General features: G+C 37.9%; 20 protein-coding genes. 18 read left to right on the forward strand and 2 right to left on the reverse strand.

The window, feature by feature from the left end; genetic code table 11:
* Positions 1 to 87 precede the first annotated feature (87 nt).
* The 13 genes from rpsO (at position 88) to NV377_RS03215 (ending at position 15688) form a co-directional block, all read left to right on the forward strand.
* Positions 88 to 357, forward strand: a complete 270-nt coding sequence (gene rpsO / locus NV377_RS03155) for a 30S ribosomal protein S15 (protein ID WP_258199710.1) — start codon at positions 88 to 90, stop codon at positions 355 to 357.
* Between the two features lie 100 nt (positions 358 to 457).
* Positions 458 to 2560 carry a polyribonucleotide nucleotidyltransferase gene (pnp, locus tag NV377_RS03160; protein ID WP_258199711.1) on the forward strand — a complete coding sequence of 701 codons (2103 nt, stop codon included), beginning with the start codon at positions 458 to 460 and terminating at the stop codon, positions 2558 to 2560.
* A 152-nt stretch (positions 2561 to 2712) separates the two neighbouring features.
* Positions 2713 to 3723, forward strand: coding sequence for a polysaccharide deacetylase family protein (locus NV377_RS03165; RefSeq protein ID WP_258199712.1), 1011 nt, complete (start codon positions 2713 to 2715; stop codon positions 3721 to 3723).
* 166 nt (positions 3724 to 3889) lie between these two features.
* Positions 3890 to 5158: a M16 family metallopeptidase gene (locus NV377_RS03170; protein WP_258199713.1), complete on the forward strand. Its 1269-nt coding sequence runs from the start codon at positions 3890 to 3892 to the stop codon at positions 5156 to 5158.
* Entirely contained in the window at positions 5103 to 5582 is a 480-nt protein-coding gene (gene dut, locus NV377_RS03175; protein WP_258199714.1) for a dUTP diphosphatase, read from the forward strand. Before NV377_RS03170 ends, dut begins: the two co-directional genes overlap by 56 nt.
* Positions 5583 to 6580: 998 nt before the next feature.
* Positions 6581 to 7111, forward strand: a complete 531-nt coding sequence (locus NV377_RS03180) for a GNAT family N-acetyltransferase (RefSeq protein WP_258199715.1) — start codon at positions 6581 to 6583, stop codon at positions 7109 to 7111.
* 215 nt (positions 7112 to 7326) lie between these two features.
* Positions 7327 to 8226: a dipicolinate synthase subunit DpsA gene (dpsA, locus tag NV377_RS03185; RefSeq protein WP_258199716.1), complete on the forward strand. Its 900-nt coding sequence runs from the start codon at positions 7327 to 7329 to the stop codon at positions 8224 to 8226.
* The gene (locus NV377_RS03190) at positions 8223 to 8810 is read left to right on the forward strand and encodes a dipicolinate synthase subunit B (protein WP_258199717.1); all 588 of its coding nucleotides are present in this window, start codon (positions 8223 to 8225) and stop codon (positions 8808 to 8810) included. The genes dpsA and NV377_RS03190 overlap by 4 nt, the downstream gene beginning before the upstream one ends.
* A gap of 36 nt (positions 8811 to 8846) precedes the next feature.
* Positions 8847 to 9881 (forward strand): aspartate-semialdehyde dehydrogenase, encoded by a 1035-nt coding sequence (locus tag NV377_RS03195; RefSeq protein ID WP_258199718.1) that lies wholly within the window; start codon positions 8847 to 8849, stop codon positions 9879 to 9881.
* A gap of 52 nt (positions 9882 to 9933) precedes the next feature.
* Complete coding sequence (dapG, locus tag NV377_RS03200) at positions 9934 to 11148, forward strand: aspartate kinase (RefSeq protein WP_258199719.1); 1215 nt, start codon at positions 9934 to 9936, stop codon at positions 11146 to 11148.
* 90 nt (positions 11149 to 11238) lie between these two features.
* Positions 11239 to 12132 carry a 4-hydroxy-tetrahydrodipicolinate synthase gene (gene dapA, locus NV377_RS03205; protein WP_258199720.1) on the forward strand — a complete coding sequence of 298 codons (894 nt, stop codon included), beginning with the start codon at positions 11239 to 11241 and terminating at the stop codon, positions 12130 to 12132.
* Positions 12133 to 12391: 259 nt separating this feature from the next.
* On the forward strand, positions 12392 to 14071 hold the full coding sequence (locus NV377_RS03210; protein WP_258199721.1) for a ribonuclease J: 1680 nt from the start codon (positions 12392 to 12394) through the stop codon (positions 14069 to 14071).
* Between the two features lie 204 nt (positions 14072 to 14275).
* On the forward strand, positions 14276 to 15688 hold the full coding sequence (locus NV377_RS03215; protein ID WP_258199722.1) for a CAP domain-containing protein: 1413 nt from the start codon (positions 14276 to 14278) through the stop codon (positions 15686 to 15688).
* Positions 15689 to 15871: 183 nt separating this feature from the next.
* Here the strand turns inward: NV377_RS03215 and NV377_RS03220 are convergent, their stop codons facing one another.
* Together NV377_RS03220 and NV377_RS03225 are read right to left on the reverse strand one after the other, a co-directional pair.
* Positions 15872 to 16690, reverse strand: a complete 819-nt coding sequence (locus NV377_RS03220; protein ID WP_258199723.1) for an SDR family oxidoreductase — start codon at positions 16688 to 16690, stop codon at positions 15872 to 15874.
* Between the two features lie 12 nt (positions 16691 to 16702).
* Positions 16703 to 17245 carry a PadR family transcriptional regulator gene (locus NV377_RS03225; protein WP_258199724.1) on the reverse strand — a complete coding sequence of 181 codons (543 nt, stop codon included), beginning with the start codon at positions 17243 to 17245 and terminating at the stop codon, positions 16703 to 16705.
* Between the two features lie 397 nt (positions 17246 to 17642).
* Here NV377_RS03225 and NV377_RS03230 point away from each other — a divergent pair, with 397 nt between their 5' ends.
* The 5 genes from NV377_RS03230 (at position 17643) to yfmF (ending at position 23731) form a co-directional block, all read left to right on the forward strand.
* Complete coding sequence (locus tag NV377_RS03230) at positions 17643 to 18386, forward strand: ClpP family protease (protein ID WP_258200351.1); 744 nt, start codon at positions 17643 to 17645, stop codon at positions 18384 to 18386.
* A complete protein-coding gene (locus tag NV377_RS03235) occupies positions 18386 to 18592 on the forward strand; it encodes a YlzJ-like family protein (RefSeq protein WP_258199725.1) in 207 nt (68 codons plus the stop codon). Before NV377_RS03230 ends, NV377_RS03235 begins: the two co-directional genes overlap by 1 nt.
* A gap of 199 nt (positions 18593 to 18791) precedes the next feature.
* Positions 18792 to 21455, forward strand: coding sequence for an FtsK/SpoIIIE family DNA translocase (locus NV377_RS03240; RefSeq protein ID WP_258199726.1), 2664 nt, complete (start codon positions 18792 to 18794; stop codon positions 21453 to 21455).
* Positions 21456 to 21558: 103 nt separating this feature from the next.
* Entirely contained in the window at positions 21559 to 22350 is a 792-nt protein-coding gene (sleB, locus tag NV377_RS03245) for a spore cortex-lytic enzyme (RefSeq protein ID WP_373425801.1), read from the forward strand.
* A 109-nt stretch (positions 22351 to 22459) separates the two neighbouring features.
* Positions 22460 to 23731: an EF-P 5-aminopentanol modification-associated protein YfmF gene (gene yfmF, locus NV377_RS03250; protein ID WP_258199727.1), complete on the forward strand. Its 1272-nt coding sequence runs from the start codon at positions 22460 to 22462 to the stop codon at positions 23729 to 23731.
* Positions 23732 to 23733: the final 2 nt, after the last annotated feature.

Consider the following 23733-nt stretch of genomic DNA (forward strand, 5'->3'; position numbering starts at 1 on the left):
GCAGCAATAACTGAACCTTGGCATGGTTATCGAGCTCACCGCCGATAACGAGGCTAATGGCGATTATGATAAGGAGGTGAAACCAAGATGGCAATTACACAAGAACGTAAAAATGAAATTATCGAGACACACAAAACTCACGCAAGTGATACAGGGTCTCCAGAAGTACAAGTAGCTATCCTAACGGAAAACATCGTGACTTTGACAGATCATCTTCGTACACACAAGAAAGATCATCATTCACGTCGTGGTTTGTTAAAAATGGTAGGTCAACGTCGTAAATTACTTGCTTACCTTAAAAACAAAGATGTTAGACGTTATAGCGCATTGATTGAAAAATTAGGCTTACGCCGTTAAGATCAGTGTAATGAAAAGCAACCTGACAGTCCTTTAGCGGGTCCTTTAATGGATCATGGAGGCTAAGGGTTGCTTTTTGTAATAGAAAAGGAGGGTTTGAATGCAACATCGTGTTGAAACGACGCTAGGTGGAAGAACACTTGTGTTAGAAACAGGTCGTTTGGCGAAGCAAGCTAATGCTGCCGTAATGGTAACTTACGGAGAAACTTCAGTACTATGTACTGTAACAGCTTCAACTGGACCAAAGGATTTGGATTTCTTCCCACTAACGGTAAACTATGAAGAACGTATGTACGCTGTAGGTAAAATCCCTGGAGGATTTATTAAACGTGAAGGTAGACCGAGCGAGAAAGCAATTCTATCTAGCCGTCTAACTGACCGTCCAATTCGTCCATTATTCCCAGAAGGTTTCCGTAATGATGTTCAAGTTGCTAACATCGTTATGTCAGTAGACCAAGATAATGCACCAGAAATCGCTGCTATGATAGGTACTTCAGCAGCATTAACAATTTCAGATGTACCATTTGATGGTCCAATTGGTGGAGTTATCGTAGGTAGAATCAATGGTGAATTCATTATTAACCCTACAATCGATCAAACAGAAGTATCTGATATCTATCTTGTAGTATCTGGTACAAAAGATGCTATTATGATGGTAGAAGCTGAAGCTAACGAAGTTTCTGAGCAAGTTGTACTTGAAGCGATTATGTTTGGTCATGATGCTATCAAGGAACTTATCAAAGCAATCGAAGAGCTTCGTGTGCTTGCAGGTAAAGAAAAAATGAAGGTTACTCTTCATGCTGTTGATGAAAAAGCTAATGAAGCAGTTCGCGCATACGCAAGTGCTCGTCTTGTTGAAGCAGTGAAAATTGCTGAAAAGCATGCTCGTCAAGAAGCAATCGATGTAGCTAATAGTGAAACTGTTGCTCATTTCGAAGAAGTATACGCTGAAACTCCTGAGTTAATTGCTGACGTGAAAGAAATTCTTTACGATATCGTGAAGGAAGAAGTTCGTCGTTTAATTACTCATGATAAAGTTCGTCCAGATGGCCGTGCTTTAGGCGAAATTCGTCCAATTGAGTGTGACGTTGCAATATTACCTCGTACTCACGGTACAGGACTATTTACTCGTGGACAAACTCAAGCGTTAAGTATTTGTACACTAGGTGCTATGGGTGACATTCAAATCTTAGATGGTATCTCATCTGAAACAACAAAACGTTTCATGCATCATTATAACTTCCCTCCATTCAGTGTTGGTGAAGCTAGACCCCTTCGTCCTCCAGGACGTCGCGAAATTGGTCACGGTGCATTAGGTGAGAGAGCATTATCTAAAGTTATCCCTTCTGAAGCTGATTTCCCTTACACAATTCGTCTTGTATCAGAAGTTCTTGAATCTAATGGTTCAACTTCACAAGCAAGTATTTGTGCTAGTACGTTAGCAATGATGGATGCTGGTGTTCCGATTAAAGCTCCAGTTGCAGGTATTGCGATGGGTCTTATCAAAGACGGAGATCACTTCTCAGTTCTTTCTGATATTCAAGGTATGGAAGATCATCTTGGAGATATGGACTTTAAAGTTGCTGGTACTGCTGAGGGAATTACGGCTATCCAAATGGATATCAAAATTTCTGGTATCGATCGTGATATCTTAACTCAAGCACTTGATCAAGCAAAAGAAGGTCGTTTACATATTTTAGGTAAAATGATGGAAGTTATGACTACATCTCGTCCTAAATTATCTAAATATGCACCGAAAATTGTTAGCATGAAAATCAACCCTGATAAAATTCGTGATGTTATTGGTGCTGGTGGTAAAATCATCAACAAAATCATTGAAGATACTGGCGTGAAAATCGATATTGAGCAAGATGGAACAGTATTCATCGCTTCATCTGATGAAGAAATGATCCAAAAAGCTAGAGAGATTATCGAAGGTATTGTTAAAGTCGTGGTTGTTGGTGAAATTTACTTAGGTACAGTAAAACGTATCGAGAAATTTGGTTGCTTCGTAGAAATTCTTCCTGGTAAAGATGGATTAGTTCATATTTCACAACTGTCATCTGATCGTGTAGCTAAATGCGAAGATGTTGTTGCTATCGGTGATCAAATCACTGTTAAAGTAACAGAAATCGATCAACAAGGTCGCATTAACCTATCTCGTAAAGCGGTACTCGTTGCTGAAGAAGCTCCAAAAGCTTAATGAATGATAATTGAATATCAATGCGATGAAGAGTCAGATTAGATCTGTCTCTTTTTTTGTGTTATGTACATATTTATAACATCTCACTCATAACATGTACTACAGATACGCTTGTACAGGTATATGCAGTAAACGGTGCAGGAGTGAGAAAAGTGAAAATTCATTGGTGGAAAAGAGCCTCTTTTATCGTCGCAAGTACGTTAGCACTTGTCGTATTTATAAAAATGAATGGAACGATGTCTAGCTTCATTAATCATGTTCAAGAACAAGATGCGGTTTATACATTCATGCAAGTAAATCGTTCAGAGGCAGAAAAGAAAGAACTCTATGCTCAGATCGAGGCAGAAGCAGGCAATCATAAGGTAGAACCGATCAATGCAAGAATTGATAGAGTATTTCATGCTATCCCTGGATATAATGGGGTTGAAGTAGATATTGAAAAAACATATGAGTATAATTTACAAATGGTACGTGGAGAAAAGTTAAGATTCATTTACAAAAATACGGAACCAAGTATTAAACTTGAAGATTTAGGAAATCATCAGATATACAAAGGGAATCCGAATAAGAAAATGATTGGATTTATGATCAATGTCGCATGGGGTAATGAATATTTAGATTCTATATTAAATTCATTAGAACAAGAGCAAATACATGCAACATTTTTTCTAGATGGAACATGGCTTCGCGACAACAAAGACCTTGCTATCAAGATTCAAAATGCAGGTCACGAGTTATCTAATCATGCGTATTCTCACCCAAATATGGCGAATCTTTCTCGATATGAGCAAGAGAAACAGATTACACGAACCGAACAATTATTGAAAGAATTGAATGTTAATAACAAATGGTTCGCTCCTCCATCAGGGTCTTTTAATCAAACAACGATACAAGTTGCGAGAGATCAAGGTTTATTAACAGTACTGTGGACGATTGACACTATTGATTGGAAGAAACCACCAGCTTCATTGGTTGTATCTCGTGTTACAACCAAATTAGAGCCTGGTGCATTAATATTAATGCATCCTACGATCTCAACTGCTAGTGCATTGCCTGAAATGATAAAGAAAATAAAGGCTCAAGGTTACACTATTGGTACAGTGAGTGATACGTTATCATCTGAACGACTGCAGGATACAGTTGAGGGAGTAGATATATTCTGATATAGTTGAATCATTGAATATTTTTGTATATGCTTACGAAGTAACTTTTCGTTACTTAAGAAGTCAAACAAGAAGAAACGAAAAGTTTAGATTATGCTTACGAAGTAACTTTTCGTTACTTAAGAAGTCAAACAAGAAGAAACGAAAAGTTTTAGGAGGTTGCTTGGTGGAAAAGTACAAGCTTAGCAATGGCATGCGTGTCGTTGTCGAAAAAATTCCTACAGTTAGATCCGTCTCAATTGGTATATGGGTAAAAAATGGCTCGCGTAATGAGACAGAACTTAATAATGGGATTTCACATTTTATCGAACATATGATGTTCAAAGGTACAGAGCAAAGAAGTGCGCGTGATATCGCTGATTTATTTGATGGTATTGGCGGTAACGTTAATGCGTTCACTTCACGAGAGTATACTTGCTATTTTGCAAAAGTATTAGATCAACATCTACCTTTAGCTGTAGATGCACTTTCAGATATGTTCTTTAATTCACAAATGGATGAAGAAGAGCTTGCGAAAGAACGCAATGTAATATTAGAAGAAATATCGATGTATGAAGATACACCAGATGATCGTGTCCATGATGAAGCGGCTAAAGCTGCCTATGGTAATGATCCGTTAGCTTATTCGATACTTGGTACTGAAAAAACTTTAGCAAGTATGAATTCAAAAACATTGCTAGACTTTATGAAGGATCGTTATACGATTGACAATATCGTCCTTAGTGTAGCGGGTAACGTAGAAGATAAATCTCTGTTAGATCTATTGGAAACTTACTTTGGTCATTACCAAAATAATGAACCGATCACTGATAGCATCGTAGTACCTACATTCGTGGGAGACTACTCTTTCTTCCAAAAGAAAACAGAACAGAATCATATTTGTATGTCATTCCCTGGTTGTGCATTAGGTGATCCTTTGCAAAATGCAATGATCCTACTTAACAATGCATTAGGCGGTGGAATGAGTTCGAGATTGTTCCAAGTTATTCGTGAGGAAAGAGGATTAGCGTACTCTGTCTATTCTTATCATAGCTCTGCTGCTGATTCTGGTCTATTCACAATCTATGCAGGAACTGCACCGAAGCAAACTAAAGATGTTCTTGATCTAACGATGGAACTTATGTATGAGGTTGGTCAAAAAGGATTAACTGATGCAGAAGTTGCTAGAGGTAAAGAACAATTAAAGGGTTCATTAATTTTGAATCTTGAGAGTACTAGTAGTCGAATGAACCGCAACGGAAAACATGAGCTGATGCTAGGTAAGCATAATTCTGTAGATACATTATTAACTCGCATTGATAATATTACAATGGATGAGATTAAAGAAGTAACTAAGATGATGTTGTCCACTCCATTTGCAGTATCAATGGTCGGTACTAATGATAAAGCAATTGATAAACTTAGGAGGGATCAGCTTGTTTCAAGTATTATTTAAGCGTCTAGAAGGTAATGAAGATTTGGCTATTCCAAAACGTATGACAGAAGGCTCTGCAGGCTTTGATCTTCAAGCTTCAGTGGCAGAACCAGTTGTGCTTGCTCCAGGAGAGCGTAAGCTTATTCCAACTGGCTTTGCGATGGCTATGCCGATTGAATTAGAAGCACAAATTCGTCCACGTAGTGGATTAGCTTATAAACATGGTATAACATGCTTGAATTCACCTGGTACAATCGATGCTGATTACCGCGGTGAGGTAAAAGTATTATTGATCAACCATGGACAAGCACCATTCACTATTGAACGTGGTGAGCGCATCGCTCAGATGTTATTCCAAATTGTCCCTAACGTAACGATCATTGAAGCAGATGAGCTTCCTGATACATTGCGCGGTGCGGGCGGTTTCGGACATACTGGCGTCTAAATCAATAATCGGACTTATTTTCTAAAGCATCTTAAGCGTCTCTTTGCTACTTAGCCAGTAGCGAGGAGATGCTTTTTTATGCTAGCTTATGAACGTGGATGCTTAGTTGTGGCTTCGCTATGAGAATAGCGTATGCTCGCTACAAAAAATTACTGTTCCAATCGCTTTTTATAGACCCATTTCTTTGATTGAGCCAAGGTGGAAATAGGTTTATAAGGGCGACAATATTCACTTTTTCACTAGTAATTATTTTCTCCGCTGTGTAGCGTGACGTTCGCCCTGTAAGCTGATTTTCTACAAAGAGATATATTCACAGTAAATCGGCGCGCGAAAGCGATCGGAACCTACATGGTAGCGCAGCCACAAGCTAGCTCAAGGCACGCTACCCGAATAGAATAGGAATCATCAAAGTGAAAAGAATACTTCCCAACAAAAAAGAGATCATTAAAATACGATAACTACGTTTCTTTGTAAATATAATAGTTAGAATTAGTAGGAGGAAAGGAATGCCCCACAAGAAATAATGCACAAATTCCATTCCGAAATTGGAGCTAAATAATGTTTGAAGATATGATAGTGAGTTTATATAAAAAATCGTTCCGATGAAGATCCAAATCAAGGAACATACAAGACCGATTGCTACGTATGAATAATTTACTCTAGTCATGAAATCACCCCCATAAGTGTGCTTGTTAACAATAAATAAGAAGTAACTCGTTTTTCTTCATTATCTTTTCATATGCTTATTAATAAACTGACTAAACTTAGTTTGATAATGTTACAAGCTTGTATTAATTATAATAATAGTAGGCAGATTAAGTGTTAGTAAGTTGTATTAACTTATTAAATACTGCGGACATCTATTTGTAAAGCAATCAATAACATGAGCAGTTAAAAGTGAATGTTTTATGAGTAATAGCCTAGTAACAAAGCATCGAATGGATACAAGGATCTCCCTCAATTTCTTCATTACAAATAGAAAGGACTACTTTTGGAATATGAATGAACATAATATTTATCTAAAACATCTTGAGTTAAACGATTCTACAGTTCTTCTTAAATTAATACTTAGAAACCGTGAGTTCTTTCAACCCTTTGAACCGATTAGGGATGAATCTCACTTTACGCTCGAAGGAAAAGTAAATGAAATAACAAATAGCATGCTATGGGCACAAACCGACCAATCATATATTTTTGGCATCTTTCTAGAAGAGACCAATGAACTTATTGGGAGGATAGCTTTAACTGGTATTGCTAGAGGTCCTTTTCAAAACGCATATTTGGGTTATTATATTGATCAAAAACATAATGGAAAGGGCTATGCAACGGCTGCTGTTTCACTATGTGTGAAATATGCATTTAACGAAATTGGCTTACATCGTATCCAAGCTGGGATCATGCCAAGGAACTTGTCGTCTATCCGAGTGATAGAAAAGGCAGGGTTTAGATATGAGGGATTAGCAAAAGCGTATCTAAAAATAAATAATATATGGGAAGACCATGTATTGTATGCTATTACTGCTGAATAACATATTGGGTTAATTTACATCAATTAAAACGATATAAAAACACTGCAGCGGCAGTCTAGGACTCTATTTTCTCGTCCTAGACTGCCGCTGTTTCTTTTATAAATAGTATTCAAAAATATGAGCAGCAAGAAAAACCATCAAGCATGGATATTCACCCATTAGCGAATTGAAGCATACAATACCTTATATTTTTGAGCCAGAAAGGAGTGTGCCTGATGTTAACAGGCGTAAAAGTACTTCTACTTGGCGGCGATGCAAGGCAACTTGAAGTTATTCATAAGCTTTGTGAGCTGAATGCTCAAGTCACCGTATGTGGGTTTGATCAGAAGAATGAGCTACATCCACGCGCAGTTGCTGTAGAATTAGAGGTTAGATCGTTAGAGGACCTTGATGCATTGATCTTGCCAGCAGTTGGCACTGATGATGATGGGTTTGTTCATACTGTTTTCAGCAGTGAAAGCTTGCAATTAACGAAAGAGTATTTGCTTGCCTTACCTAAGCATTGCACCATCTATACAGGTATTGCAAAATCGTATTTGAAGCAACTATGTAATGATGGTAATTACCGATTAGTCGAGTTGTTTGAACGTGATGATGTTGCAATCTACAACTCCATTCCTACAGCTGAAGGTGCTTTGATGATGGCGATTCAGCATACAGATATTACGATTCATCGATCCAACTCTATGGTGTTAGGATTTGGTCGTACAGGAATCACAATGGCAAGAACACTACAAGCATTAGGGTCAAATGTTTATTTGGGAGTTAGACGTTCTGAGCAATATGCAAGAGCGTATGAAATGGGCTTCAATCCTTTTTATACAAAGGATCTTGAGCAATTTGTAGGTAATATTGACTTGCTTTTTAATACAATTCCGACTATGATAATCACAGCGCAAATAATCGAAAAACTACAAAAAAGTACGGTTATTATTGATCTCGCAACTAAGCCAGGTGGAACAGACTTCCACTTTGCAGAGGAACGAGGCGTGAAAGCTATACTTGCTCCAGGCTTACCTGGCATCGTAGCCCCCAGAACTGCAGGTTTACTATTAGCAGATTGCTTAAGTCAATTGATTCACACTGAATTGACGATGCGGAGGGATTTACGATGAATTGGGATGGATTAACAGTAGGTTATGCTTTATCAGGTTCACATTGTACATTGGAAGAAATAATGCCCCAAATACAGCGTTTTATCGATGCTGGAGCTAATGTAATACCGATTGTTTCTAATACGTTATTAACAATTGATACACGTTTTGGTACAGCAGAAAAATGGCGTAGTGAATTAACTCGTATTACTGGCAATGAAATTATTTCAACTATTGTTCAAGCAGAACCTCTTGGACCATCGAAAAAAATCGATGTGTTAACCATTGCACCATGCACAGGAAATACAACAAGCCGCTTGGCAAATGCAATTACTGACAGTGCAGTGCTTATGGCAGCCAAATCGCAAATGCGTAATAGTCGTCCAATCGTAATTGCTATTTCTACTAATGATGGCCTTGGATTGAATGCTGCCAACATTGCGAAACTACTTGTTACGAAAAATATTTATTTTGTGCCGTTCGGTCAAGACGATCCTATCAATAAGCCTAATTCATTAGTTGCTAGAATGGATCTTATTATGGATGCCTGTGAGTCAGCCTTACAAGGTCAGCAATTACAACCAATGCTTATCGAACGGCATTAATATATTAGCCATAGTATAGAGGGGAGAAGACATCATATGTCAAACCAAAAATTGTATAATTTAGCAGTAGTCGGAGCAACAGGAGCAGTAGGGGAACAAATTATTAAGTTGTTAGAGACAAGAGACTTCCCTATTAATGAAATTAAATTTCTATCATCAGCTCGTTCCGCTGGTAAGAAACTAACTTTTAAAGGTGCTGAATATGTTATTGAAGAAGCAACGCCAGATAGTTTTGATGGTGTAGAAATTGCTTTGTTCAGTGCTGGTGGCGATGTATCTAAAGTATTAGCTCCAGAAGCTGCCAAACGTGGAGCTGTTTGTATCGATAATACGAGTGCATTCCGTATGGATCCTAATACGCCTCTTGTCGTTCCAGAGGTTAACCCTGAACATATCGCAGCACATAAAGGCATAATTGCAAATCCTAACTGTTCTACAATTCAAATGGTTGCTGCTTTAAAACCATTACATGATCGCTATAGCATTAAACGTGTCATTGTCTCTACTTACCAAGCGGTTTCAGGTGCAGGAGCAAGCGCGATTAGAGAAACACTTCGTCAAACAAGAGCAGTTCTTGACCAAGAAGAAGTGAATCCAGATGTACTACCAGTAGGCGGATTACCAGTGAAGCATCAAATTGCATTTAATGCAATTCCGCAAATTGATAAATTCACGGAAAATGGCTACACATACGAAGAAATGAAAATGACAAATGAAACGAAAAAAATTATGGGTGACGATTCAATCGAAGTGTCTGCTACATGCGTTCGTATCCCTGTTATTTACGGTCATTCAGAGTCTGTTTATGTAGAATTCAACAATCAATTTGAAGTTGAAGAAGTGAAGTCACTACTTGCTAATGCTCCTGGGATTACTCTAGTAGATGATCCAACGAATCAACTTTACCCACTTGCTACTGAAGCAGCAGGTAAACCAGATGTATTTGTAGGTCGTATCAGACGCGATATTACAAGTGAAAAAGGTCTAAATATGTGGATTGTTTCTGATAATCTATTAAAAGGTGCTGCATGGAATGCAGTGCAAATTGCAGAGTATATAGCAAAAGGTTAAGCTACATCTTTTATCATCTTAGTCAGGCTTGATGTAATACGGAGGCGAAGTTATGCGAATCTTAGTTCAAAAATTCGGCGGCACTTCATTAGCAACAACTGAAGCAACTGAACGTGTGATTCATCATATCAGGCGCGAACGAGACAACGGCTATGCCGTTGTCATCGTTGTATCTGCGATAGGTAGACGTGGTGAACCATATGCAACGGATACTTTGTTAGAACTATTAGACTCTCATCTAGGCGGCGTAGACGCTCGTGAGAAGGATTTATTAATAAGTTGTGGAGAAATAATCTCTGCTACATTGCTAGGCGCTCAGATTCGCGCTGCAGGTATCGAAGCGATAGTATATACTGGTGCAGAAGCGGGAATAGAGACGGATGAAGAATTTGGTTCAGCGAAGATTACATCGATCAAACCAGAAAAACTGATCCAAGCATTGAAACTGAATAAAGTGGTTGTAGTAACTGGTTTTCAAGGTAGAACTCGTAATAGCGATGTAACTACTTTAGGAAGAGGCGGTAGTGATACTACAGCAACTGCACTTGGTGCTGCACTACATGCTGAGTTCGTAGATATTTACACTGATGTTAATGGCGTCTTAACTGCTGATCCTAGATTTGTTGCTGATGCAAAACCGATTGCGAAATTGAGCTATGCTGAGATCTGTCATATGGCTAGAGAAGGTGCTAAAGTTGTACATCCTCGTGCAGTAGAGATCGCGCAACAAGCTCGCATTCCGGTTCGAGTGCGATCTACTTTTTCTGATGATGAAGGAACTCTTGTACAAGATGCGGCGTGGGATCATAACGAACATGCTGTTCTTGATAGACATGTAACGGGTATCGCTCATGTCACTGGAATTACTCAACTAACTGTACAAAGTGATTATGCGGATCATCGTGCTCCACAATTATTGTTTCAAACGTTAGCCCGCCATGGGATTAGTGTTGACTTTATTAATGTAACATTGAGTGGAGCAGTCTTTACTGTTCAGACAGTGCAAGCAGAACTAGCAAAACAATTACTTGAAGCTGAGAAATTATCTGTGAAGCTTGAACCAAGTTGCGCGAAAATTTCAATTATCGGTGGTGGCATGAATGGCCAACCTGGGGTAATGGCTAATATCATTACTGCATTATCTGATATTGATGTACCTATTCTTCAATCCGCGGACTCTAATGCAGCAATTTGGGTATTGGTGAAAGAACAACATATGGTTATTGCACTTATGGCGCTACATTCAACGTTTGACCTTAATCGTTAAACGCTTTACAATAATAAAGTATTTAATTATGTTTATGAATTTCATAATGTAACTATTGATTATGATTGAAATAGTAGGAGGAGTTTTACGATGGAGTTCGGAAGATTGATTACCGCGATGGTAACCCCTTTCGATGCAGAAGGCACTATTGATTGGGCTACTGCTGAGCAACTTATCGAATATTTAATTAATGACCAGCAAAGTGATAGCATTGTTATTGCGGGGACTACAGGGGAGTCACCAACTTTAACAGAGGACGAAAAAGTAGAATTGTTTACTTTTGCTGTTGAAAAAGCTGCAGGTAGAGTGCGTATTATCGCAGGAACTGGCAGTAACAATACGAAATCTTCAATTAGCTTATCACAGCGCGCTGAGCAATGCGGAGTAGATGGCTTATTGCTGGTTGTACCGTATTATAACAAACCAAGTCAAGAAGGTCTGTATTTGCATTTCAAAGCGATTGCAGAAAACACCTCACTTCCTGTGTTCTTATACAATGTTGAAGGTCGTACAGGTACAAATCTATCCGTAGATACAACACTTAGACTTGCACAAATCCCTAATATTATTGCAACAAAGGATTGTGCTAACCTAGATCAACTTACTTCAATTATTAGTGGTGCACCTGAAGGTTTCAAAGTGTACTCCGGTGATGATAGTGCTACACTTCCAGCACTTGCAGTGGGTGCTTACGGAATTATAAGTGTATCTGCTCATATCGTTGGACAAGAAATGAAATCAATGATTCAATCCTATATATCCGGTAACGTAACAAAAGCAGCTAAGCTTCATGGTGAATTACTACCGTTCTTTAAAGGTATGTTTGCTTGCCCTCATCCTATGTCAAATCCCGTTCCAGTGAAGTATGCACTTGAATTAATCGGTATTCCTGTTGGTTCAGTTCGTTTGCCATTAGCACCAATTACAGAATTAGAAGCAGAATTCGTACGGAATTTGAAACAAATTAAAAATCAAATTTCTTAATAGAAAACCTTAAAAAGCCGGTGCTGAAAGGCATCGGCTTTTGTCGTAATTACATATATTTTGAAATCGAAACGAAAATATTGCCTTTGACTTGTGTAATCGCTTTTTAATCATGTATAATGGAATTAAGTGAATGGGTGCGGCAATTAAATATTGAATTTGAACATTCCGTCAGAGCGGCATCTGACGTTTTTTGTTAATAGATTGTTTTAGTACAACAAATTAAATAAGGTATAACCTTTAGGAGGTATAGATTCACTTGTCTAAAAAGAATAACCAAGATAAGTTACTTGTCTTTGCATTAGGCGGAGTCGGCGAAATCGGTAAAAATATGTACGTCGTTCAATATAACGATGATATTGTAGTAGTAGATGCTGGATTAAAATTCCCTGAGGAGGACATGCTAGGTATTGACATCGTAATTCCAGATGTTGGATACTTAGTTGAACATCAGGATAAAGTACGCGGTATCATTATAACTCACGGACATGAAGACCACATTGGTGGTTTATCATATGTATTGAAGAGCTTAAATGTTCCTGTGTATGCAACAAAATTAACACTAGGATTAATCGAAGTGAAATTGAAAGAAGCTGGAATATTAGGAGATACAAAACGAATTCTAATTAGTGCAGATAGTGAGATCCAACTTGGAACGATCACTGCAAGCTTCTTCAAAACGAATCACAGTATTCCTGATTCTGTCGGAGTATGTTTAGATACACCAGAAGGTACGATTGTTCATACAGGTGATTTCAAATTCGATCACACTCCTGTTAATGATCAATTCGCTGATTTGCAACGTATTGCAGCAATCGGTAGCAAAGGCGTATTAGCTCTTCTATCTGATTCTACAAATGCTGAACGTCCAGGATATACACCGTCTGAAAGTAATGTTGGTAATGAACTAGAAGATATATTCCGTAAATCAACGCAACGTGTTGTTGTAGCTACTTTTGCTTCAAATGTACATCGCATTCAGCAAGTAATTAATGCTTCGATTGCAACACGCCGCAAAATTGCAGTCGTAGGTCGTAGTATGGTAAATGTCGTTACGATTGCAAGTGAGCTTGGCTACTTGAATATTCCTGAAGGAATGATCATAGAGCCAGAAGAAGTAAATCGTATGGCAGCTGATCGTGTTGTTATCTTGTGTACTGGTAGTCAAGGCGAACCAATGTCTGCACTTACTCGTATGGCACGTTCAACACATCGTAAAGTAGATATTTTACCTGGTGATACGGTGATCATTGCCGCGACGCCTATCCCTGGTAATGAACGTTATGTTGGTAGAACAGTAGATGAATTGTTCCGTCTTGGAGCACATGTAATCTACGGACCGGGATCTGTATCAGGCGTTCACGTATCTGGTCACGGTAGTCAAGAAGAATTGAAACTTATGCTTAATCTTGTTAAGCCTAAATACTTTATTCCTATTCACGGTGAATATCGTATGCTACGTCTTCATGCTGGTCTAGGTGAAGAAGTTGGTATTGCTCCAGAAAACATTTTTGTATTAGATAATGGTGAAACTGTAGAGTTCCAAGGTGGTCAAGCTGCTCGTGGACCTAAAGTTCAAGCAGGTAGAGTACTTATCGATGGATTAGGAGTAGGTGACGTAGGAAACATCGTATTACGTGATCGTAAACTACTATCTCAAGATGGAATTCTAGTCGTTGTAGTAACACTTAGTAAAGCGGATGGAACAATTCTATCTGGTCCAGATATTATCTCTCGTGGCTTTGTTTACGTACGTGAGTCCGAAGGACTTCTTGACGAAGCAAATCGTATCGTAACTTCTACACTTACTAAATTAATGAACGATAAAGTTAACGAATGGGCTTCGTTAAAAACAAACGTGAAAGATTCACTAGGTAGATTCCTATATGAACAAACACGTCGTCGCCCGATGATTTTACCAATTATTATGGAAGTATAATTTTATATTCCATTCACCTAAATTTACTAGCTAATATTACTCATTATTGAGTAGACATTAGCTAGTTTTTTTATGTCTTGAGACCCATTTGTTGCAAATTGAATTGAATAAGTGCTTGTATTGCATATAATAGAATTATAAACAGGCAGTATTATCCAAATGTTAGTTTATTAACTCAATATTATAACAATCGAGGTGGAGACAGTGAGAGGAAATAAACTGCTTACTATTTTTGTTGCAGTAATTGTTTTGTTCAGTGGTGTCATTCCAATAAACATGCAACATGTAAATGCAGCAACTAAAAGTAAGGCTGATACAATTTTTAAAGATCTGCCCAGTAATCATTGGGCTATAGATGCTATTCATTGGGGTTACAATGAAGGAATTGTTAAGGGCGATTCTAATGGTAATTTTAATCCGAATAACAATGTTACTGAACCAGAATTTCTCGCCATGATTGTGAGAGCCTACAGCAACGATTTCACGGTACGAAAAGTAGAGTCTGGAGAAAAGTGGTATATTCCTTACTTTGATCTTGCTACAGATAATTTTTGGCAGTTTAGTGGGCAAAATGCGTTGTATCAGCGCTACCAAGTTGCAAATATTGTTTATTCAATGCTACAAGGTAGTTATAAAAGTGATGCCGCATCAATTCAATTTTTACTAGATACCAAATTATCAACGGGTAAAGTTAGTGCTACAGTAGAAGGATACTTGCCGTATGAGAATTTGAATAGAGCGGAAGCTATTGTATTTATTAAACGTATGAAGCAACTGTATCCTTCAGTAAAAGAGTATATTGGTAGGAGTGTAACCTCTTCAACTGGATTACGTAATATATCGCTCGGTGATACTGAGGCAGCATTAGTTAGCAAGCTAGGCAAACCAAATCGTAAAGACTCATCTGAATTTAACTTTACATGGTATGCATATAATGATGACTATAATAGATTCGCAATGTATGGCGTTTCTAGTGAAAATAAAGTAGTAGCACTCTATTCAAACGTAAGAAATGTATGGGGTCAGAATAATGCTATATTAGTAGGTTCTAGTTTTCAAAAATTGAAAAAATATGTCGGTATTGAAGTTAAACTAAATTCATTTGGTTACTATCAAAATGAACAAAATGGAATCATAACGAATTATTACTTGGATAAGTTTTCAGATAATGTTATAGATGGAATATTGCAATATGATGCAACATATGGTCGAAAAGGTACGGCAACTCAAGAACTTATTGATAAAAGTTATGAGTTGCAAATATTAGATGTTACGAATGCTTTTCGTAACAAAAATAATATTAAAAACATGTTAATTTGGAATGAGAAAGCCGCAAAGGCAGCATACTTGCATAGTAAGGATATGTATACAAACAAATATCTTGATCATAAAAATTTAGCTGGATTAGATCCGCAAGGTCGTTTGGAAGCGGCAGGATTGACTAAATTTGGTGGTGGCGAGAATATCGCTTCTGGATATGAGAATGCATTTGCTGTTTATTCAGGATGGATTAATTCTTGGAATCATCGAGATAATCTATTATATCCAGAATACAAGGAACTTGGTGTAGGTGCATACCGAAATTATTATACTCAAGACTTTATCATGCCTTATTAATAGTAACTTATAGTAGTGTGATAGAGGATGAGAGTTTCTGTAGAGAGAGTAATTAAAGATTGAGTTAATCCCCTTACAATAGACAGTGAACAAAGAGTTCAAGATTTTATGAATTCAACACTGTTTATCGAAGGGGATTTTTTGGTGGTTACAAAAGGGGAAAAGGTTACAAAAATGATCTACTTAAGAAAAATGATGAGCTATATTATTCAAATATTCTTCTTCATCCGTATGTTCTTTCATATGAATGAGCATCTTTGCATCTTCTCCCACTACATATCGGAATTTACTTGTTCCATCTGTGGCAGCTTGATATATTGTTTCCGAAACAATTTCTGGGGGTGAAGCGTATGTTGGCTGTTTTTCCATTTCGCCTAATTTACCTAAAAATGCAGTAGTAAATTGCTTATAATCCGTTAAGGAATCATTAAAAAAGAACTCCATCGATCTTCCACCAAAGTCCGTATCAATTGCACCAGGCTCGATCAACTTTACTTTGATGTTTTGTGATGCTAATTCATAAGATACAGATTCAGAGAAACCTTCTACTGCAAATTTAGTTGAATGATACAGAGACATTGTCGGAAAGGTCACTCTACCACCCATTGAAGAGATATTGATCAATAAACCGTCTTGATTAGATCTAAAATGTGGCAATATGGCTTTAGTCATACTGATAAGACCAAAAACATTGACTTCAAACTGTCTTCTAATTTGCTCATCTGTGGCTACTTCTATAAGACCCATTGTTCCATACCCAGCATTATTGAGAAGAACGTCGATTTTACCGAACCGTTGAATAGCTGTAGATAACGCAGCTTGAATCGTATCTACTTTCTCAACATCAAGCCTCAGAACCAACACATTATCCAATGTAATGAATTCAGTTTCGTGTTCAGGCGAACGCATCGTAGCTACTACGTTCCATCCTCTTTCTACAAAATGTTTTACAGTAGTTCTCCCAATACCTGACGAAGCACCAGTGATGAAAATTGTCTTCATTAACAATTCCTCCTAAATTCTGTTCTTCTCTTGCGCTAATTGCTCAATGCTTACCAATCCTTGTGCAATGGTTGAAAGTTTAGCTTTATATTCTTCAATACCAATTTGGATGCATATGACTTGTGCAGCATGCATTTCATTCTTGTGTAAAGAATACTGCTCTAGCAATTGATCTAGCTTTTTTTGAGATTCCTTTTGTACTTGTTTCAGCCAAATAATTACCTTGTCATACCCAACAAATTCACCAAAATAAAGCCTCATCATAAAATCAGATTTCTTAATACTGTCACCTTCTAAAGGTGCTAGTAAATAGTCATTAAAACTATCTCGTCCTTTAGTCGTAATATTAAAAACATTCTTGTTTGGCTTCCCGTCCTGTAGGACAATTTCTTTAGTAATTAATTCTTCCTTCTCCAATCTGGAAAGTGTTGGATAAATTGTTCCATAACTTGAACTGTAGAAATTAGAGAATACATTCTCTAATAACTGTTTTATTTCATATCCAGTCAACGATTCTTTCATTAGCATGCCTAAAATAACATCCTGACTGTTCAAAATATAACCTCCTTATATTTTAGAAAAATTTGTATATCTCAAAAATAATATATCAGTTCGATATATATCGTGTCAATATATATATCGAACTGATATTTTAATTTTAATCAGAACTATCTTAAAAGAACTGCGGTAGTAGCGTAAAGATAACACGAAGAGCTCTAATTTTTCGCAATTGATATTATTCCGTCAAGGTTAACAGTGATCGAGCATAAATTGAGCATATTTCTCCATACTAAGTATATAAATAATAAAGTTATGCTTCTGAATTGACTTTTTGTAAACATAAGGAGTTGCAGCATGAAGCTACAAAAAGTTTAGCTTATGCTTTCGAAATGACTTTTTGTAAACATAAGGAGTTACACCACGAAGCTACAAAAAGTTTAGGAGGCAGATGATGTATTCTTTTCCGAATTTGACTGGAGACCAATTACCTGATGGACCGAACAAACCAGAAGAAACAAAGCCAACAGTGGATCAAACGATACAAGCTATACAACAATTAGGTGCCGTTAACGTACCAAGTGTGCAAGAAAGTAATATTCACTGTATAACGATTATTGGTCAAATCGAAGGTCATATGATATTACCGCCTCAAAATAAAACGACGAAGTATGAACATATCATTCCGCAACTCGTTGCCGCAGAGCAGAATAGTAAAATTGAAGGTTTGCTAATTATACTTAATACAGTAGGCGGAGATGTCGAGGCGGGGCTTGCCATTGCTGAGATGATAAGTACAATGTCAAAGCCGAAAGTCACATTGGTACTTGGCGGGGGGCATTCCATAGGTGTTCCAATTGCAGTTTCAGGAGATGTAAGTTTTATTGCTGAGACAGCTACGATGACGATTCATCCAATTCGGATGAATGGACTAGTTATTGGTGTTCCGCAGTCATTTGAATACTTAGATAAGATGCAAGAAAGAGTAACTCGTTTCGTCATTGCACACTCTCAAATTACTGAAGAAACATTCAAAGGATTAATGTTTAAGACGGGGGAATTGGCTAGAGATATTGGTACGACGGTCATCGGTGGTGATGCCGTCAGTAACGGTCTTATTGATAAAGTAGGTGGAATAGGGGATGCCCTTGCACAACTTCGGATTCTAATTAAAAATAATAAGGAGGAGCCAGTGTAATGTTATATTCTGTTGTTCCTGTTGAATACGTGTATGGAGAACAAAAACCGAATGATCATTGTCTCGATTATGTGTATCAAGGGATGTTAATGGAAGTTAAGCCTTTAACTTCAGGTAACGCTTTGATCGTTCGTCTAATTAATCCACCATTGGATTGTTACCTGGATGAGAGGTATGCCCCCGGGAGCATAATTCCGTATAGGTAGTTCCAAAAGCGGACGTTGATAGGCTTCGTCGCATATTCGACATCAAAATATTTACTGCAAAAGACTGAGAAAATATATTGCTCAGTCTTTTTGTGCTTCCTTTCTTACCTTATAGAATATGGCTAATTAGGCGCGACTCCTCTTTATTCGTAGATCACAATATTTTCATGTGATATAATGGAAATTGGAGGGGAGCTTATTGGCCAAGAAACGGAAAAAGAAGAGATCGTTTGGATCTCAATTGAAATATGAAGTATACGGTATTCTTATTATTACAATATCGATGATAGCTCTCTCAGGGGAAGCGACAGTTGGTCAAGCATTATCGAAATTGTTTGGTGTCTTTCTAGGGAAATTTTACTTCGCACTTGCTATCGCAGGCATTATCGTTGGATTAGCAGTAATGGTTAAGCGTGCATGGCCTAGTGGATGGAGTACAAGAAAAACAGGCGTAGTTATATTACTATTATCATTAACTTTAAGTAGCTCGATTTCTCATATTAATGCAAGGTATATGGGATTGGATAATAGTTCGATTACGGGATCGATCATTATGAAAACATTGGACCAAGAGATTCGTTCGCAGTTATTTGATACTGAAATGACTCAAGGTACTTCCATACGTGATCTTTCTATTAGTGGTGGTTATGTAGGGGCGATTCAATACTCGCTATTATTTATGTTATTTGGTTACTATGGCGCTCTAATTATTAATATTGTGATGTATCTTATCTCGATTCTACTAATAACTGGTAAATCATATGTGGAGATGCTTCGTTTCATTAGAGTAAAGTTAACTCGTCTTATTAAATTAGTAGTGGCAAAGATAGGTGTAGTTCGAGCTAGACAGAAAGCTTTAGCTAAAGTAAGTAAAGATGTGCACTACATAGACGATGATGAAGAGGAAGAAGAAGTGCAAGTTGAGATTACGAAACCAAAGCGCAAATCTTATTTCTTCCAGTGGAATCAAGAACAAACCGAAGTACATGACGATGAATGGGAATTGAATCATCAAGAGAAGCTTGCCGCGAATGATCATGTCCTTGAGCAATATGAAGAGATAGTCGAAGAACAAGAAGAAATTGTTACCCAGGAACCCAATTTAGTATTAGTTGATAGAGCCGCTAGTGAGTCTGTAGATCAACAAATAGATCAAGAGACTGAGTATGATGCAGATTGGCAAGTAACGGATCATTCCCAGCTGCAAGCCCCTGTTGAAGGATTGGCTCAAGCTGTTCATAGTTCCACAGTGGTAGGTGAACAAGATGAACTAGCAGAACAAGACGATGAAGATCATCATATAAATAGTGTTAATAATAGTAATACTATCGATAGAAGTGATGATTATGATTATCCGGAGGGACAAGCAGTTACCTCTGATGTATTTATAACGGAGCACAACAATGGGGATGAAGCAGGGAAAATAGAAGCAAATGTTCAACCTAAAGCTATCCCATATCAGATGCCACCATTCACGATACTTAATAAACCAGTTAATACGCAAAAGGGCTCAGACGGAGTAGAAATGTATGACTCGCGTCGTAAGCTAGAAGCGACATTAGAAAGCTTTGGTGTACGTGCAAAGGTGTTAGATGTCGTGAGAGGTCCTGCAGTTACTAGATATGAAGTCCAACCTGCTACCGGAGTGAAGGTTAGTCGCATTGTAGGCTTAACGGATGACATCGCACTTGCATTGGCTGCTAAAGACGTCAGAATGGAAGCTCCAATCCCAGGGAAGTCTGCCATCGGTATTGAAGTTCCTAATGGTGAGATCTCTGTTGTGACGATGCGTGAAGTTATGGAAACTCCAGTATTCATGAATGCTGCGTCTAAATTGTCGATAGCATTCGGTCGTGATATTTCTGGACAAAGTATCGTAGGTAATCTAGCAAAAATGCCCCATTTACTTGTTGCAGGCGCAACAGGTTCCGGTAAATCAGTATGTATTAATGGGATTATTGCAAGTATTCTTTACAAAGCTAATCCTGATGAAGTGAAGTTTCTGATGATTGATCCGAAAATGGTTGAATTAAATATGTACAACGGAATTCCGCATCTACTTGCACCTGTAGTAACGAATCCTAAGCGTGCTTCACTTGCGTTAAAGAAAATCGTTGTTGAAATGGAAAAGCGTTATGAGCTATTCTCCAAATCAGGTACTCGTAATATCGAAGGATACAATCAACATGTTAAAGATGATGCGTCATTATTTTTACCTTATATCGTCGTTATTGTCGATGAGTTAGCTGACTTGATGATGGTTGCTTCCAATGATGTAGAGGATGCTATTGCTCGACTTGCTCAGATGGCGCGCGCAGCGGGAATACACTTAATAATTGCAACACAGAGACCTTCTGTAGATGTCATTACAGGTGTCATTAAAGCTAATATTCCTTCAAGAATAGCTTTTGGTGTATCTTCACAAGTAGACTCACGTACTATCCTTGATGTAGCTGGTGCTGAAAAGTTACTCGGTCGTGGCGACATGCTCTTCTTGCCAATGGGTATGAACAAACCAATTCGTGTACAAGGAGCATTTTTGTCAGATGAAGAAGTGGAAGCTCTCGTTTCCTATGTAAGCAGTCAGGGTGAAGTGAAATATAACGATGAGATTGTGCCAGAGCTTGATGATGAATTAGATGATTACGATGAAGTATATGATGATCTGTTCGATGATGCTGCTAAGATTGTTATTGAGAGTGGACAAGCGTCAGTTTCGTTGTTGCAACGGCGTATGCGTATTGGATACACTCGTGCAGCGAGAATAATTGATCAGCTAGAAGCTAAGTCAATTGTAGGGCCATACGAAGGTAGCAAGCCACGTTCTGTGCTAGTCTCTCTAGAGCAATGGAATGCCAAGTAACCAAAAAAATGTTAAATGTGTATATTAATCAGCTCCTTTTCTCATACTATGTGCAAGTCAAAAATGACTATTGATTATGCTATAGGAGAAAGGCGCAATGAACATGAAATTACGTAAAATAACTGTTTTAGTTATTGTATCAATGCTTTTTACGACTCTATTCATGTATAACAAGTATAGCGAACAAAGTGCTGTACCGACTTTCAGTTCTGCAATTTTGAAGGTTGGATCATACGGTTCGGATGTGAGTGAATTACAGGGTAGATTGAAGTATTTGGGTTATTTTAACGGAGCAGTTGATGGTGCATTTGGTTCACAGACGAAAAATGCTGTGACATGGTTTCAATGGGAGTTCGGTCTAACATCCGATGGTGTAGTAGGTAAGGGTACGAAACAAAAGTTAGTCAAAGCAACTCCGAATTGGAATTCCTCAATGACTGCTGGATCAGGTTCCAATTCTGGTTCAAACTCAGGATCAAGTTCAGGTAGTGGTGGAAATTCTAGTTCAACAAGTACTGGTCAATCAAATCTATTAGGATTATCAGAAAATGATATTCAGCTTATGGCGAATGCTGTATATGGTGAAGCTCGTGGTGAATCTTATGAAGGTCAAGTGGCAGTAGCTGCTGTTATTTTGAACCGAGTGAAGCATCCCGATTTCCCAAATACGGTTTACGGTGTGATTTTCGAACCAAGAGCATTTACTGCAGTAGCTGATGGTCAGATCTATCTGACTCCTAATGAAACTGCGAAAAAGGCTGTTAGGGATGCCATTAATGGTAATGACCCTACATACGGCTGCATTTATTATTTTAACCCGGATACTGCAACTTCAGGTTGGATTTGGACTAGACAGCAGATTATGACGATCGGGAAACATATTTTTTGTAAATAATCATGCTGTAAAGAAGCAATCATTCAGAGCTTGTCTGGTGGTTGCTTCTTCCATTTCGCATAAGTTAGAATAATAAGGAAGGCTACTATAGAAAGGAGCCATAATAATTATGAATTTCCAAAAAGGAACTGTGCAAAGTTTAAATGTACATGTATTACCAACAAATCGTTTCAAAACATTTACCATTACATTATTCGCAGGAACACCATTGCAGGAGGAGACGGTTACTTCAACTGCTCTTATTCCATATGTATTACGTAGAGGTACAGCCAATAAACCTGAGACGATTGCCTTGCGTGAGCAGCTAGATGAACTATATGGCGCTGGATTTGGTTTCAATATTACGAAGCGTGGAAACACACAATTTGTACAATTTCGAATGGATGTTATTAATGACCGCTTTGTAAATAGTGAGGTTTCCTTGCTATCTGAAGCTATAAAGTATGTGGGACAAATGGTTACACAGCCATTGGTAGAAAACGGAGAATTCCGCCCAACTTATGTAGATGCCGAAAAGCAGACTCTGCAGAAACAATTAGAATCCGTTATTAACGATAAAATCCGCTATGCATCAGAACGTTGTATGGAAGAGATGTGTGCAAATGAGCCATATCGACTTAATGTAGCGGGTCGCTTAGAAGATTTACCTCATGTAGATGCAAGAACATTATTTGATCGTTATCAACAATGGTTAACTCAAGCTCAACTAGATATTTATGTCGTAGGTGATACGACACTAGAGGAAGTTATGGGCTATATTGAGCAGTATTTTACATTGCCAGATCGCTCACCTCAACCTTATGAGCGTGCAGATGTCCAACACAATGTTGACGAAGTAAAAACAATTGTTGAACAGCTAGATGTGAATCAAGGGAAATTGAATCTAGGACTTCGAATGAATACGGGCTATGCTTCACCTAATTATGCTGCTGCATTAGTATACAATGGTATTCTAGGTGGTTACCCTCATTCTAAGCTTTTTGTTAATGTTCGTGAGAAGGAAAGTTTGGCTTATTATTGTGCCTCTAGATTAGATGGACACAAAGGCATACTATCAATTCAATCAGGTATTGAATTTGCTAATTATGAAAAAGCATTAAAAATTATTGAGCAGCAAATTGCCGAGATGAAAACTGGTAATATTACGGAAGTTGAATTGTCACAAACGATCGCAATGTTATCTAATTCATTACGTGAAATGTTCGATAATGCGAATGATATGCTTGGTTTTGACTTTAATAATCGATATGCTAACACCAATCGTACGATTGATCAATTGCTAACAGAAGTTCAATCGATCTCGATTAGTGACGTGCAGGCTGTAGCGCAACAAGTTGAACTGGATACGATCTACTTCTTAAGAGATCGTCAGGAGGTATAAAG

The sequence above is a fragment of the Paenibacillus endoradicis genome (assembly GCF_024721975.1).